12 protein-coding genes are annotated in these 15,068 nt (G+C 46.5%); 7 read left to right on the top strand and 5 right to left on the bottom strand.

Features of this window, described 5'->3' with window-relative positions:
• Positions 1-24: 24 nt before the first annotated feature.
• Positions 25-864, bottom strand: coding sequence for a glycosyltransferase (locus tag QUA54_RS25770; protein ID WP_333416922.1), 840 nt, complete (start codon positions 862-864; stop codon positions 25-27).
• Between the two features lie 649 nt (positions 865-1,513).
• Between QUA54_RS25770 and QUA54_RS25765 the strand changes: the two genes are divergently transcribed.
• Positions 1,514-6,619 carry a PAS domain-containing protein gene (locus tag QUA54_RS25765; RefSeq protein WP_333416920.1) on the top strand — a complete coding sequence of 1,702 codons (5,106 nt, stop codon included), beginning with the start codon at positions 1,514-1,516 and terminating at the stop codon, positions 6,617-6,619.
• Between the two features lie 62 nt (positions 6,620-6,681).
• Here the strand turns inward: QUA54_RS25765 and QUA54_RS25760 are convergent, their stop codons facing one another.
• Positions 6,682-6,804, bottom strand: coding sequence for a hypothetical protein (locus QUA54_RS25760; protein WP_333416918.1), 123 nt, complete (start codon positions 6,802-6,804; stop codon positions 6,682-6,684).
• A 48-nt stretch (positions 6,805-6,852) separates the two neighbouring features.
• On the opposite strand from QUA54_RS25760, the gene rplI reads away from it, so the two are divergent.
• Positions 6,853-7,311 carry a 50S ribosomal protein L9 gene (gene rplI, locus QUA54_RS25755; protein WP_015177225.1) on the top strand — a complete coding sequence of 153 codons (459 nt, stop codon included), beginning with the start codon at positions 6,853-6,855 and terminating at the stop codon, positions 7,309-7,311.
• A 494-nt stretch (positions 7,312-7,805) separates the two neighbouring features.
• Positions 7,806-10,421, top strand: coding sequence for a replicative DNA helicase (locus QUA54_RS25750; protein WP_333416916.1), 2,616 nt, complete (start codon positions 7,806-7,808; stop codon positions 10,419-10,421).
• Between the two features lie 237 nt (positions 10,422-10,658).
• Here QUA54_RS25750 and QUA54_RS25745 read toward each other — a convergent pair whose 3' ends face one another.
• Together QUA54_RS25745 and QUA54_RS25740 are read right to left on the bottom strand one after the other, a co-directional pair.
• Complete coding sequence (locus QUA54_RS25745; RefSeq protein ID WP_333416914.1) at positions 10,659-11,246, bottom strand: FKBP-type peptidyl-prolyl cis-trans isomerase; 588 nt, start codon at positions 11,244-11,246, stop codon at positions 10,659-10,661.
• 256 nt (positions 11,247-11,502) lie between these two features.
• The gene (locus QUA54_RS25740; RefSeq protein ID WP_333189997.1) at positions 11,503-11,829 is read right to left on the bottom strand and encodes a phasin family protein; all 327 of its coding nucleotides are present in this window, start codon (positions 11,827-11,829) and stop codon (positions 11,503-11,505) included.
• A gap of 212 nt (positions 11,830-12,041) precedes the next feature.
• Here QUA54_RS25740 and QUA54_RS25735 point away from each other — a divergent pair, with 212 nt between their 5' ends.
• Together QUA54_RS25735 and QUA54_RS25730 are read left to right on the top strand one after the other, a co-directional pair.
• Positions 12,042-12,398, top strand: a complete 357-nt coding sequence (locus QUA54_RS25735) for a zinc ribbon domain-containing protein (RefSeq protein WP_172185914.1) — start codon at positions 12,042-12,044, stop codon at positions 12,396-12,398.
• A gap of 76 nt (positions 12,399-12,474) precedes the next feature.
• Positions 12,475-13,440, top strand: a complete 966-nt coding sequence (locus QUA54_RS25730) for a BadF/BadG/BcrA/BcrD ATPase family protein (protein ID WP_333416912.1) — start codon at positions 12,475-12,477, stop codon at positions 13,438-13,440.
• Here the strand turns inward: QUA54_RS25730 and QUA54_RS25725 are convergent.
• Complete coding sequence (locus QUA54_RS25725; protein WP_333416910.1) at positions 13,437-13,598, bottom strand: hypothetical protein; 162 nt, start codon at positions 13,596-13,598, stop codon at positions 13,437-13,439. The two genes, QUA54_RS25730 and QUA54_RS25725, sit on opposite strands and share 4 nt — an antisense overlap.
• Before the next feature lie 92 nt (positions 13,599-13,690).
• Between QUA54_RS25725 and QUA54_RS25720 the strand changes: the two genes are divergently transcribed.
• The gene (locus QUA54_RS25720; RefSeq protein ID WP_333189993.1) at positions 13,691-14,347 is read left to right on the top strand and encodes a hypothetical protein; all 657 of its coding nucleotides are present in this window, start codon (positions 13,691-13,693) and stop codon (positions 14,345-14,347) included.
• Between the two features lie 103 nt (positions 14,348-14,450).
• Entirely contained in the window at positions 14,451-14,849 is a 399-nt protein-coding gene (locus tag QUA54_RS25715) for an MgtC/SapB family protein (RefSeq protein WP_333416908.1), read from the top strand.
• Positions 14,850-15,068: the final 219 nt, after the last annotated feature.

The raw sequence follows: 15,068 nt of genomic DNA, 5'->3' as shown, positions 1-15,068 counted from the left end.
TCTAAAATCTAAAATCGATTGACCTTAACGTTTTTGTTTTTTCAGGTAACTCTTAAACTTGAGTATCGGTTCGCTCAACCACCGATCTAATCTTCTGTATTTTACCTGAAAGCTCGACAGCCCCTTAAACTTATTTGGAATTTTTTCCAGTTCGTCCTTAAACGGTGTCTTAGACAACATATCCAGCCATAATTGATTGGGGGCGGAGCTTTCCCACGGTTTCGGTCTTGACATAAAGTGCATCACTTTACTTGACTTATCATCAGTATCGTGGTTGTTCCATATTTGCCCTAATTGCTTCCACCTTCCCACTAAAACAGAATTTAATGCACCTTGATCGCGATCGCCCCAAACGTGAACCCTAGCGTTTTGGAGCAACTTTTCGGACAGTTTGTCTTCCTCCCAAAGCTTCATGTTGTAAACTAAAACGCCACTATTGAAATAAGGGTTTCGATCTTGATAATTGTTGCAATTTCCCCAGACGTTAGCTGCGGCTGCTACCGGCATAGTTTGAAAATCTAGGTTCCACAGCGGCTCTAAACTCCCCAAAACGATCGTGTCGCTGTCGAGCCAAATCAGCCTTTCTGTTTCTTTCGTATATTTTCGCGGCTCCAATTTAACGTAAGGAAGTTTAGAACCTGACACCGAAAGCAGTTGGTCGTAATTAGATTGCAATTCTTGCCATTCAATCTGGTATTTGCAGCAATTCTGTAACTGTTTCTTTTGCTGTGGATCTATCCTGGTAGATACAATGCTAATTTTTACCGGCTGCTTCCCAGATTCGCTAACATTGAGATCTACAGACTTGAGAAGTGCTGCTAACCCCAGAATATAGGTGCGATCGGCGGCTGTGAATATGTGCATAGGATTAAGTTTGTGAAATGAATGGCAGTAAAAGGCGCACGGTCAAACGCGATACAAACGCTGGGACTGGAGGAAGCAGGCAGCCCTGTATTGGTGGGGTAAATGCGATCGCCCGTTTACCGTTGAGACCAACATAATCTTGCCTCAATTTACGAGCGGGTTTACACAAAAAAACGGGGTTTCTAAGTAGGTAGGCAGAAATAAAGTTTACAATATAACAGAATGTAAGAAGGGCGTAACAAGAGCGATTGCTTCGTTTCACTCGCTCCGAGAGAAACCTTATGTATTTTCAAGCTTCATCCACTTATTATTTACCTGTGCGCAAGTTTCATCTGTTCGCGCCCCAAAACGAGCAACAGCCGTCGGTAATATGCAGCAACGCCGAAAACTGATGAGACTTACTGACCTGGGCTTTGAAACAGCCAGAAATTTGCCCGTTGCCTGTGCTGAATCTCGCAACTGGTTAAGACGTGGGACTCTACGATAAAATAAATTGTCTAGATATCGATATTACCGCAGGACGATCGACATCCCTCTGAGGTGTGAATTGTCACCCTGATTCAATCAAAAGTTCCTCTGAATTATTTCCCTATTCATTGATGAGCGCGATTGGCTTGGCCAAAAGTAAAATGAGCGTTGTTAGAAACCGATGCAAAATCCAGGCAATACTGAACCCCAACTGAAAATCGACCCCTCTGTTTCAACGGATTCTCACAAAGCGTTCTACCCAGCCGCGCCTTTTCCCACAGATGTAGGGATGGTTCTGCAATTGGCAGATGGTAGCATTCAGGGGTGCAATTCTCACGCCCAGGAGCTGTTGGGGATGACAGCCGAACAGATGCAGGGCAGCACTTCAATCAATAGTCTGTGGCAGACAGTGCGTGAAGATGGCTCGGATTTTCCCGGCGAGAAGCATCCGGCGATGGTGGCGCTGCAAACCGGGCGATCGTGCTCAAATATCATCATGGGCTTTTATCGGTCACAGGGAGAATTGATTTGGTTGACGCTCAATTCTCAACCTTTATTTCAGGGAGATCGATCGACTCCCTATGCGGTAGTAACAACCTTCACCGAGATCGCTCAACCTCAGCCACAAGCAGTCTGTCACGCGCCCGCCCAACAACTGTCAGACACCCTCGAAAGTATTTCGGATGGGTTCTTTGCTTTGGATCGAGACTGGCGATTTACCTACCTCAATTTGCAAGCGGCGCGGTGGCTGAATCGACTCCCGGAAGAGTTGATTGGCAACAGCATTTGGGAAGAGTTTCCCGAATCTGTGGGCAGTTTGTTTGAAAATAAATATCGCCACGCCGCGACCTTCCAAGTTACGGTTAGTTTTGAATCTTTTTATCCGCCGCTCAATGCTTGGTATGCGGTACGAGCCTATCCGATCGCATCGGGACTTGCCGTTTATTTTCAAGATGTGACCGAGGAGAAAGCGGCTCGGGCTATTTTTATTCAACAAGCGCAAACTGTGCAGCAACAACTAGCAGAAATCGAGGCGATTTATGCTAGTGCGCCGATCGGACTTTGCTTTATCGATACCGACTTGCGGTTTGTCCGCCTCAACGATCGCCTAGCAGAAATTAACCGAGTTCCAGCCGCCGCCCATATCGGTAAAACATGGCGCGAAATCTTGCCCGAAATGGCAGATGATTTAGAGCCGCTTTACAGACAAGCTATTGAAACTAAAGTTCCTCTCAAACAGCTCGAAGTTCGCAGGACGAACTCAGCACAGCCAGAACTAGAACAGGATTGGCTGTTGAGTCTCTATCCGCTGAGGGCCGAGGACGATCGCGTCCTGGGAGTGAATGTGACGGTGCATGAAATTACCGAACGCAAAGCTACCAAAAAAGAAATTCAACGGCTCAACCAAGAACTAGAGCGGCGAGTTAATGAACTGCAATCGATACTTGATGCTGTACCCGTCGGTATTACGATCGCCGACGACCCACAGTGTAAAGTAATTCGCGCTAACCGGTTTGCCGAGTCGATGTTGAAAGTGCCGCCCGATACCAATGTTTCTGGAACCGGAGAGCAAGCCGCAGTCCTTCCGTTTAGACAACTCCGCAACGGACAGGAAATTCCGGGAGAACAACTCCCCATGCAACTAGCCGCGGCTTCCGGCGTCGCAGTGCGAGATGTGGAAATTCAAATGGTGCGCGAGGACGGCGCGGCGTTTGATTGGTTGGTGAATGCGGTGCCGTTATTTGACGAACAGGGCGCAGTTCGCGGCTGTGTGGGGGCGTTTGTGGATCTTAGCGAGCGCAAACGAGCTCTTGCTGCTTTGCGCCGTTCCGAGGAACGCTATCGCACTTTGTTTGAGTCCCTAGACGAAGGCTTTTGCGTCATCGAAATGCTGTTTGACGAAAACGACAAGCCGATCGATTACCGCTTTTTGGAAGTCAATCCTGCCTTTTTGAAACAAACCGGACTCGAACAAGCTGTGGGCAAAACGGCGCGACAGATGCTTCCTGAACTCGAAGATTATTGGTTTGAGATGTACGGCAAAGTCGCGCTGACGGGGGAGTCCTTGCGCTTTGAGCACGGCTCGGAAGTCATGAACCGCTGGTTTGAGGTTTCGGCGTTCCGCACTCCTGAGCCGCAGAGCCGAAAAGTCGCCTTACTTTTCAAAGAAATCAGCGATCGCAAACAATCGGAAAATCTGCTGCGGCAACAGTCCGAGCAACTGCGGCTGTTCGTCAAACATTCGCCTGCGGGGGTGGCGATGTTTGACCGGCAGATGCGGTATATGCTGGTGAGCGACCGCTGGATGGCAAGTTACGGGCTCGGCACTCAAAACATTGTGGGCCGATCGCACTACGACATCTTTCCCAATTTGCCCGATCTTTTCAAACAAATCCACCAGCGCTGTCTGGCGGGAGCAGTCGAAACCTGCCAAGAAGAGCAGTTTCCCCGCCCTGATGGCTTAATCGACTGGGTGCGCTGGGAAATTCACCCTTGGCGAACCAACACCAATGAGATTGGCGGCATCATGATTTTTTGCGAAATCATCACCGAGCGCAAAAACGCTGAACTCGCGCTGCAAGCGGCCTCCCAGCAAGTCAGCAATATTCTAGAAAGTATTACCGATGCCTTTATGGCGATCGATTCACAATGGCGCTATACCTACGTTAATGCCACTGCTGAAAAACTGCTTTCTCGATCGAGAAACGACTTGTTAGGTCGATCGATCTGGGAGCTATTCCCCGCCGAGAAAGAATCCAATTCAATGGCATATCAAGAATTTCATCGAGTCGTTAACGAGCAAGTTTCTGTCAAATTTGAAGAGTTTTCCCCGTCGCTCCAGAGATATATAGAAGTGAGCGCCTATCCTGCGGCCGAAGGACTTACGGCTTATTGGAGCGATATTAGCGAGCGCAAACGCACTGAAGAAGAACTGCGGCAAAAGAATGCGATTTTGAATCTAATTAATGAGTCAGCGCCCACGCCAATTTTTGTCAAAGATCGAGAAGGACGGATTATTTATGCAAATCCAGCCACCTTGAAGGTGCTTGGTAAACCTGCTGCTGAAGTAATTGGCCGGCGCGATCGCGATTTATACCCAATAGCAGAACTTGGAGCCACAGTCACGGAAAACGATCGCCGCATTATGGAATCCGGACAAACAGAAGTCGTCGAAGAATCTCCCGATGGCATTCGGACATTTGTGGCAATGAAAGCTCCCTACCGCAATCAGGCGGGAGAAGTCATCGGCCTGATTGGCATCTCCAGCGACATCACAAATCGCAAACGAGCAGAAGTCGCCATGCAAGAACAAACTAAGTTACTGCAAGTAATTATTGACAGCATTGGTGACGGTTTGATTTTGGCCAACCAACAAGGGGAGTTTGTGCTGTTTAACCGAGCCGCCGTAGGCATATTCGGTCAGCTATCAAATGAAAAATCTTATGAGGAATGGTCGAGTACCTACGGTCTTTTTACGGCAGACAAAAACACTCTCTTCCCCGACGCTGAACTACCTCTAGCCAGAGCAATCAAAGGTGAATATGTCAATGATGTAGAGGTATTTGTCCGCCGCGAAGATTCCGAAGATCGCTGGATCAGTATCAGCGGTTATCCGGTAGTTGATGCTAGCAGTGAAATCAAAGGCGGAGTGATTGTTTGTCGGGATATCACAGAACGCAAACAAGCAGAAGCAGCGATGCAAGAAAGCGAAGAACGATTCCGCAATATGGCTAACAACACTCCTTTTATGGTATGGGTAACAGACTCCACAGGCTATTGCACTTTTTTGAGCAAAAGCTGGTATGACTTCACAGGTCAAACTGAGGAAATAGGTTTGGGATTGGGTTGGGTAAACGCGCTGCATCCAGAAGACAGAGAACAGGCCAAGAAAGCATTTTTGACCGCCAACGAACGCCAAGAACCTTTCCGCGTGGAATATCGCATCAGGCGCAAGGATGGCGGATATTCTTGGGCGATCGATGCGGCTGCTCCCAGATTTTCCGAAAGCGGACAATTTGAGGGTTATATCGGCTCTGTAATCGACATTACAGAGCGAAAACAAGTGGAAACCGAGCGCGATATGGTTCTCCAATTAGAACAAACTGCCCGCGCGGAAGCCGAGCGAGCTAACCGCATTAAAGACGAGTTTCTGGCGGTGCTTTCTCACGAGTTGCGATCGCCCCTGAATCCGATTTTAGGCTGGTCGCAACTGCTCCTCGGCGGCAAGCTGAACGCGACTAAAACTGCCAAAGCCTTTGAGACGATCGAGCGCAACGCCAGACTGCAATCTCAATTAATCGAAGACTTGCTTGACGTGTCTCGGATTCTGCAAGGGAAACTCACATTAAATGTTGCTCCGGTGAATCTGGCAACGATTATTCCGTCTGCGGTGGAAACTGTGCAATTAGCAGCCGAAGCAAAAAAAATTCAAATCCAAACAATCTTAAATCGCGATATCGGGCAAGTTCTCGGCGATACAAGTCGCTTGCAGCAAATTGTGTGGAATTTGTTATCAAACGCGGTGAAATTCACGCCCGAAGGCGGTCAAGTTGAAGTTCGATTAGCGCAAATCGAAGGCAAAGCTCAAATTCAAGTCACGGACACGGGTAAAGGTATTCTTGCCGATTTCTTGCCTTATGTTTTCGACCATTTCCGACAAGAAGACAGCGCTACAACTCGCAAATTTGGCGGCTTGGGATTGGGATTGGCGATCGTCCGCCAACTCGTCGAACTTCACGGCGGAACGGTGTTTGCAGAAAGCAGCGGAGAAGGCCAAGGAGCGACGTTTACGGTGAGATTACCGCTATTAAATGATGATTCTAGAAGGCAGGAGGAGGAAGAACGTCATTGGGCTGCTAGTCCCGATATCTCATCCTTGCCGCTAGCTGGATTGAGGATTTTGGTGGTAGATGATGAGCCTGACTCGCGAGATTTTGTCGCTTTCGTGCTTGAGGAAGCGGGTGCAGAGGTGATTTCCCTGTCATCTGGTGCTGAGGCGCTACAGTCGATCGCACAAACTGCACCGGATTTGCTCGTCAGCGACATCGGAATGCCCCAGATGGACGGATATATGTTGATAAATCGCATCCGCACTCAGCTTGCCCCTGAGTATCGCCAGTTGTTGGCGATCGCCTTAACGGCCTATGCTGGAGAAGCGAACGAGCGCCAAGTTTTGCAAGCCGGATTTGACAAACACTTAGCCAAGCCGATCGATCCGACTGAGTTAGTTGCTACTGTAATGCGATCGATCGCTCTCAACGAGCGAGCGCGACGCTTTGCTAGGTAAGCTTAAACAGCAGCACCTCCCCGTTTGGCGAATTTCCAACAGAATTTGCCAGTTAAAAGATATTATGCCTGTCTTCCGTCTTCCTTCTTCCGTCTTCCTTCTTCCTTCTTCCTTCTTCCGTCTTCCTTCTTCCGTCTTCCTTCTTCCTTCTTCCTTCTTCCCTCTCCCTTGCGATCGCCCCTCAAACTTCGCTATTATAAAAAGTTGCAGTTAAAACCCCAGAAGCAACGATCATGGCCAAGCGCGTCCAATTAGTTTTAAATAAAGATGTCAGCAAACTCGGCAAAGCTGGCGACGTAGTAGAAGTAGCCCCAGGCTACGCCCGCAACTACCTAGTACCCCAAGGAATGGGATTTAGAGCCACTCCGGGCATTCTCAAGCAAGCAGAGCGCCGCCGTGAAGAAGAAAGACTGCGCCAGCTAGAGCTCAAGCAGCAAGCTGAAGTCCGCAAAACCGCCCTGGAATCGGCCGGGCCTTTCATTATCTCCAAGCAAGTCGGCGAAGGAGACGCGATTTTTGGTACTGTCACCAACCAAGAAGTAGCAGAACTGATTTTCAACTCTACCAGTCAAGAAGTCGATCGGCGCGGCATCACCCTACCCGAAATTCGCCAAACTGGTACATACAAAGCTGAAATCAAACTACACGCAGAAGTTACCGCCGAAGTTGATATTCAAGTTGTTCCGATGTAATTAAGAGTTATCAGTCATCAGTCATCAGTCATTAGTTGTTAGTCATTAGTAATTAGCTAACAACTAAGCACTGCTAAGTAATGACCCAGTAACGCTAACTTGCAGATTGAGAAGGGGAGCATCTCTGCAGAGAGTAAGAAGCATTTTTTCAGGAGTGCGAGATCGAGAGAGCGTGAGTCTGGTATAAACGCGAGATCGCGACAGATCGCACTCCTACAAAAGCTTACACTAATAATAACTAATGACCCCGCCGGAAAAACGGACACAAGCCCCGACGATCCTGATGGTCGAAGCTAAAATTTTAGGCTCTTGTTCAAGCTCCCAGATTCATCTGTAAAGTAAATATAAAATATAAAATATAAAATATAAAATCTAAAACCTAAAACCTAAAACCTAAAATATAAAATCTAAAACCTAAAATATAAAATCTAAAACCTAAAATATAAAATCTAAAATCTAAAATCTAAAATCGACTGACTGAGGACTATTGACTAATGAGCGATTTGATGCCGACAAATATAGAGGCAGAAGAAGCAATTTTGGGCGGGATTTTAATTGACCCCGAAGCTATTTCCCGAATAGCCGAACTTCTGCGGCCGGAGTTTTTTGCGATCGCCGCTCATCAAGTCATTTATCGATCGGCATTAGGGTTATTTTTACAGGGTCAACCTACGGATCTAATGACGGTAACAACTTCTCTAACCGACCGCAACCAGTTAGAGCAAGTAGGAGGACTAACTAAATTAGCACAATTAGTCGATCGCACAGTTTCAGCCGTCAACATCGACCAATATGCAGTTTTAGTTGAAGACAAATATCAGCGCCGCAAATTAATCGAAGCTGGCAACAACATAGTACAATTAGGTTACGAGACGGCAACACCGCTAGAAACAGTCTTAGACCGCGCCGAACAAGAAATTTTCAGCATAACTCAAGAACGTCCGCAACAGGATTTAGTGTCGATCGGCGAAACGCTAAACCAAACATTTCAAGACCTAGAAAATCGCAATGAAGGCCTTACACTTCCCGGTATTCCGTGCGGTTTTTACGACTTAGATGCTATGACAGGAGGCTTTCAGCGATCGGATTTAATCATCGTTGCAGCCAGGCCGGCAATGGGGAAAACCGCTTTCTGTACCAACATCGCCCATCACATCGCCGCTGGACAGCAGAAATTGCCGGTTGCCGTTTTCAGCTTAGAAATGTCGAAAGAACAGCTAGTGCAGCGTATCCTGTCCAGCGAAGCCAAAATAGAAAGTAACCGATTGCGATCGGGTAGAATCAGTCAAAACGAATGGGAACCCATCAGTACAGCCATTGGCAACTTATCAGAACTACCGCTATTTATTGACGATACTCCCAGTATTACCGTCACAGAAATACGATCGAAAGCCCGCCGCCTCCAAGCAGAACAAGGCGGAGCCCTAGGATTAATCTTGCTAGATTACCTGCAATTAATGGAAGGAAGCAGCGACAACCGCGTCCAAGAACTATCTCGAATTACCAGAAGCCTTAAAGGTTTAGCCCGCGAACTCAATGTGCCGATTATTGCCTTATCTCAGTTGAGTCGAGGTGTGGAAGCGAGGACAAACAAGCGGCCGATGATGTCTGATTTGAGAGAAAGTGGATGTCTCGGTGGCGATAGTTTAGTTACCCTGGCGGATAGTGGATTAGAAGTCCCGATTCGTGATTTAGTCGGCAAATCTGGCTTTGCTGTTTGGGGATTAAATTCAGATACCCTGAAACAGGAAAAAGCGATGGTGACTAATGCTTTTTGTACTGGAGTCAAGCCCGTCTGGCAGATGACGACTTGCTTGGGAAATTCGATTACAGCAACAGGCAATCATAAGTTCTTTACATCAGATGGTTGGAAGCGTTTAGATGAATTTAAAATAGGCGATCGAATTGCTACACCACGCTCAATTCCTTGTAATGAAGTGCAGACGATGGGTAATGCTGAATTAGCTTTACTAGGACATTTAATTGGTGATGGTTGTACTTTACCCCGACATACCATTCAGTACACGACGCGAGAATTAGATTTAGCTGAATTAGTTGCACATTTGGCTAGAGAAGTATTTGGCGATCAAATTAATTCCCGCATTAAACGGGAACGCGATTGGTATCAAGTTTATCTCCCCGCTAGTTATCGTCTCGCTCCCAATATTAAAAATCCGATTACTAAATGGCTCGACCAATTAGAAATATTTGGTTTACGTTCCCATGAAAAATTTATTCCCAGTTTAGTATTTACCCAACCGCAAGAATCGATCGCTCTTTTCCTTCGACACCTATGGGCAACTGATGGTTGTATCCGTACGAGTAAAGACAATTCCCACTATCCCAGTGTTTACTATGGATCTAGTAGCGAAAAATTAGCGCGGGGAGTTCGATCGTTATTATTAAAATTGAATATTAATGCTTCTTTTAAATCCATTTCCCAAGGAAATAAAGGGCGAACTCAATATCAAGTATGGGTAGGTGGGAAGCAAGATCTAGAAAAATTTGTATATCGGATTGGTGCGATTGGCAATTATAAACAAGAAAGTTTAGCCGCCGTCAAAATATATCTAGAAAAATCTGGAGGGGCTAATACCAACCGAGATTTAATTCCCAACCAAGTTTGGCGAACCCAAGTTAATATGGCCAGAGAACGTTTGGGTTTAACAACTAAACAAATTCAAGCAAGTTTGGGCGTGCGCTATTGTGGCGACAGTTCCTATCAATGTGATATCAGTAGAGAACGAGCTACGCAGTTAGCTACTCTTCTAGACTCTGAAGAAATTATGAAAATTGCTGTTAGCGATATCTATTGGGATAAAATAAAAAAAATAGATTTCATCGGCGAAGAAATGGTTTACGATCTAACGGTAGAGAAAGTTAAAAACTTTGTTACACAAGGATTGTACGCTCATAATAGTATCGAGCAAGACGCAGATTTAGTAATTATGCTCTACCGCGATGAATATTACAATCCTGATTCGCCCGATCGCGGAATTGCAGAAGTAATTATTACCAAACACAGAAACGGCCCCACAGGAATCATCAAACTATTATTCGACGCCCAATTTACCTGCTTTCGGAATCTGGCATCTCCGAAGCGATCGTAAATCAACTAGGGCTGATATTATGTCCGTTGAATTGGCAGTTATAAAGTTTGGTCGATTAAGTGGGGGCGGGTTTATAGATATTTTCGTATTGATGTGAATGAAAGATTGTTGGTGAAACCTGCCACTACAAATATTGTAGTTATTTACCAGACGCAATCTTACACAGAAACCCGGTTTCTTAAAAAAACCGGGTTTCTAAACACCGTAAAAGTTTTACGTTGAATTAGATTGAGCTACCTAGCCAGCGATTTTCAACAATTCCACATCAAAAATCAGCGTAGCATTAGGAGGAATCACCCCGCCCGCACCGCGAGCGCCGTAACCGAGTTCAGGGGGAATAATCAACTTGCGGCGCTCTCCAACTTTCATCGTACCGACACCTTCATCCCAACCCTTAATTACTTGACCCACGCCAATTTTGAACTGAAAAGGAGAATTGCGATCGCGCGAACTGTCAAACTTCGTACCATCCTCCAAAGTTCCAGTGTAGTGCACGACAACCGTCTGCCCGGTTTTTGGAGTCGCCCCATTACCCTCTTTCAATTCAACATATTTCAGACCTGAATCTGTGGTGACAGTTTTCTCAGTATTATCAGTCATATTATTGCCAGCGATAGTAGCTGGTACCTCCGGTAAAGTAGCATCAGCTACTAGCAAGCTATCTTCTTCCAAAGACGGCGCTGACAAATTCTCAATAGCAGTCTCGGGTAAAAGATTGTTCAATTCGGCGGCAACTGCTTGAGACCCAGAACCGCCCATTTGAGCGACTATCAAAAACACAAAGCAAACCAGCATTACCCCCAAACTCACTAGAACTCCTCGCAAAATTAATCCTCCTGATAATTTTAACCGCGATATCTCAGATATCTAAGACATCTAGTACAACAATAACTACCAAATTTTATCTGAACTTTTCCACCAAAAGATGGCAGGTTCCAGATAATTTTAAAGGCAAAAGTATGAAGTCAGAATGTTTGTAATTATACATAAGTGGCTTCTACATAAGTGCCTTTTTGAGCCTTCTGCCTTCGGGTGACAATCTTATCACAAGATAGCAGCGAACCGGCAGACCCGATCGAACTCAGCGCCAGTTACGGTTTTCTAAATCCCGCATCTGACGTTCGAGACGATCGAGCCTTCCCCGCAACTCATCCATTTCGGATTGTCGGGGGACTCCCATATCTTGCAGCATATTCCGCAGTTGCCGCTGCAACTGCGTATCCCAATTGCCTTGTTCAGACTTGAGATGCTCGGTCATGTCATCGACAAAGGTTTTGGCTTGGTCGGAATTGATTTTGCCATCTTTGACCCATTGCTCGCTGACTTCCTGCAATTTCTCGGCAACCAGGGAGGTAGTACCAATGCCGAGCATTACCAGTTGTTTGAGTAAGTTGCTATTGTTATCCATATATTTTTCCTACTGTTTGCTCTTCATACTCGATCGGCTCAGGTCGCCTGCTGTCGCTGCGAAACTATCTGTACACTTAAAGTTACATCAGCGCACACCTACCTTTCTATTTTGGAGCATCCAGCCGCCTGATGGCGAGTTGAGCGTGTCGAGCAGCGTTCGGTAAACCCCCTAACGAGCTACCGACAAAATTACCCAATCACATCCTGTATATGCCTGATTGCCCCCGCTGTCACCAACCTGTAGACGCCCGAGCGATCGCCTGCGCGCACTGCAAAACCCCTCTCAAGGCTTTCGGTCATCCGGGTATCCCCCTTTATCGATCGCAAGCCGAAGAATTTCTGTGCACTACCTGTATTTATCACGAAGATGACACTTGCAACTACCCGCAACGTCCTTTTGCCAAAGAATGCACGCTTTATCACGATCGAGCTGAGCCGCTTGTGCCGCAGACGAGCCGTTACATCAGCGGCGGCTGGCCGCAATCAATCAAAAATTGGTGTCAGCGCCATCTCGTTTGGTTAGCTTTATTAGGTTTAATTCTTATTAGCATTGCTCTGTCGATTTAATCGAATTATAGAAAGCGTAGAATAGAGATATCTGCGTTGAGCTGGGTTGCTCAGCGGTTCATTCTCTAAATTATCCATGAGTTATGTATTGGGCATCGACGGCGGCGGCACAAAAACTATCTGCATCTTAATGGACGAAAACAGCCTTGTTTTGGGACGCGGCGAAGCAGGGCAGTCAAATTATCAAACGCTGGGAATTGAGAGAGCAAAACAATCGATTCAATTGGCGATCGAACGAGCAGTTCTGTCCGCTAAAATCGAGGCGAATAGCAATTTCAACATAGAAGCTATTTGTCTGGGACTAGCAGGCGTGGGGCGTCAAAAAGATATTGAAATAGTGCAATTTCTAGTGCAGAACTTGCAGTTGACGAATACTTTACCAGTAACCCGATCGTTCTTGCCTAGGAATATAGTAATTTGCAGCGACTGCGCGATCGCACTTGTTGGCGGCACGGGCTATCCAGTCGGTATCACCGTTATTTCAGGAACCGGTTCGATTGTTTTCGGGCAAAACAGTCAAGGGAAAACTAAACGAGTCGGCGGTTGGGGATATCTTTTAGGCGATGAAGGCAGCGGATATGACATCGCCGTTCAAGGTTTGCAAGCGGCTTTGAAGTTCTATGACGGACGCGGAGACTTTACAGCACTTGCCGAAAATTTTCAAAACCATTTAGGCCTAAATCACCTAGAAGAATTGGTAGAAGTCGTTTACCGGCGCGGTTGGGGAATCAAAGAAATTGCAGCTTTAGCGCCGATTGTCGATCGAGTCGCAGCAGAGGGCGATCGCGTCGCTGACCGCATTATTAATAGTGCCGTGGCAGAATTAACCTTTTCAACAAAAATAGCCATTTCAGCGCTATTTAACCCCAGAGAAGAATTTGAAATTGTGCTCGTAGGAGGTGTGTGGGGCGGCGAGGCAAATTGCCGGGTTCGGTTTGAAGCGGCAATAAGTGCGATCGCCCCGACAGCTAAGGTAATTTTGCCTCGATACGAACCAGCTTTCGGTGCTGGATTGTTAGCCTTAAACGCTCTCAACAATTAAGTGTTGACTGTTGACTGTTGAATGCTGACTGCTGACTGTTGACTATCTTCCTTATCTTCCCGATCGCCCTGTCTTGCGGGTTTTCTCGATTTTTCCAAATTTTCAAATTCTGGATTATCTACCTTATCTTCCCAACTTGTAGAATTCCAGCCTGCCATAATTAAAACATCAGATGAAGGCGAAACCAGAAACAAATTTAGCAGTAGTGCGTTCCTAAGTAAACCAAAACCGAAGCAAGGAGACAATTTATATGATTACTTCTCAAAAATGGCGTTCAGCAACAGCAGCAATCCTCGCACTGGGCATTACAGTTGCAACCAGCGCGCCGCTGGTAGTAGCTACTCCCGCAGAAGCTCAACAACGAATTTCCCAATTTGATAGCATCCGAATTCCCTCGGGCAGTGTAATTCCAGTTAGCTATGAAAAAGACAAAATTATTGTCACGCGCGAAGAAACTGCACCTTTAACTTTAACAGTAGCGCGAGACATCCGCACAGGTCAAGGCAGAGTATTAATCCCCGCAGGCAGCCAGATAGTCGGGGTATTGCAACCTGTCAGAAGGGGCAATCAAATTGGTACTCAATTTGTTGCCAGAGAGTTAATTATCAGCCGCCGCCAACGCTATCGGATTGACGGAAATTCAGGAGTTATTACCAGAACCGAAAGAGTCCAAAAAGGTGCTGGCACAGGTTCATTAGCCCAAGGTGCAGCATTGGGTGCAGCAGCAGCAGCAGCACTAGCAGGCATTACCGGCGACAAAGCGATCGCCACTGAAGAAGTATTGGGAGGTGCTGGGATCGGCGCTTTAGCTGGAGTCTTGTTGGGGCGGCGCAGCGTTGACGTGATCGTGATTCGCCCGGAACAAGATTTGGCAGTGAGATTGCGATCGGACATCGTGCTCCGCTAATATTGGAATCTTCCGATTAATTATTTGCAGTAAAACATTGTCGATCGCTAACTTGTGGTCTCCCGATAATTGGCTAGGCATACTGTTAAGGTTGTGCCTAGCCATGTTTGTTGGCGGAATTATTGGATGGGAGCGCCAACTCAGACACAAACCAGCGGGTTTGAGAACTCATATGCTAGTAAGTATGGGTTCTGCACTGTTTGTTTTAATACCGCTGTCAATGGGTCAACATGAAAACGGACGAGATTCTGTAGAGCGCGTAATTCAAGGCATTGCTGCCGGGATTGGGTTTTTGGGAGGCGGAGAAATCCTGCGACAAAATCAACAGGAAATAGGCAAAGTTGAAGTTCACGGGCTCACCTCTGCGGCCGCTATTTGGGTGTCAGCAGCTTTAGGAACTGCTGCAGGATGCGGGTTGTGGCAACTGGCATTAATTGGCGCTTTCATGTCGCTGTTTGTTCTGAAAATAATTAAAGAGTTAGAGCGTCACAGTCGCAAATAGTCTCAGTCATTATATAATGTCGGGTAAAATAACCGTTATAAAGTTTGTAGTGACTACCCAAGTCCGAAGGAGTTTTATGAGGACTTTAGCCCAATGGCACTGAAAAAATGAGCCAAAAAAAATCTGTAAGGCAAGATATACATATAGCCTTTCTCGAAAAGATGAGGTATCATGTTACTGACACTCACTCATGAGGGTCAAACAGAGAAGACACGATCG

It is taken from the genome of Microcoleus sp. MOSTC5, from assembly GCF_036701825.1.
GTDB lineage: Bacteria > Cyanobacteriota > Cyanobacteriia > Cyanobacteriales > Microcoleaceae > Microcoleus > Microcoleus asticus.
Note: the sequence above shows the minus strand (reverse complement) of the source record. Positions and strands in the feature narration are given on the sequence as shown.

Bases quoted from the DNA above. Each gene is read 5' to 3' on its own strand.
- QUA54_RS25715 (WP_333416908.1), top strand. From the start codon at position 14,451: ATGTTTGTTGGCGGAATTATTGGATGGGAGCGCCAACTCAGACACAAA.
- QUA54_RS25770 (WP_333416922.1), bottom strand. From the start codon at position 864: ATGCACATATTCACAGCCGCCGATCGCACCTATATTCTGGGGTTAGCA.
- QUA54_RS25725 (WP_333416910.1), bottom strand. From the start codon at position 13,598: ATGGCAGGCTGGAATTCTACAAGTTGGGAAGATAAGGTAGATAATCCA.
- QUA54_RS25730 (WP_333416912.1), top strand. From the start codon at position 12,475: ATGAGTTATGTATTGGGCATCGACGGCGGCGGCACAAAAACTATCTGC.
- QUA54_RS25750 (WP_333416916.1), top strand. From the start codon at position 7,806: ATGAGCGATTTGATGCCGACAAATATAGAGGCAGAAGAAGCAATTTTG.
- rplI (WP_015177225.1), top strand. From the start codon at position 6,853: ATGGCCAAGCGCGTCCAATTAGTTTTAAATAAAGATGTCAGCAAACTC.
- QUA54_RS25720 (WP_333189993.1), top strand. From the start codon at position 13,691: ATGATTACTTCTCAAAAATGGCGTTCAGCAACAGCAGCAATCCTCGCA.
- QUA54_RS25735 (WP_172185914.1), top strand. From the start codon at position 12,042: ATGCCTGATTGCCCCCGCTGTCACCAACCTGTAGACGCCCGAGCGATC.
- QUA54_RS25740 (WP_333189997.1), bottom strand. From the start codon at position 11,829: ATGGATAACAATAGCAACTTACTCAAACAACTGGTAATGCTCGGCATT.
- QUA54_RS25765 (WP_333416920.1), top strand. From the start codon at position 1,514: ATGCAAAATCCAGGCAATACTGAACCCCAACTGAAAATCGACCCCTCT.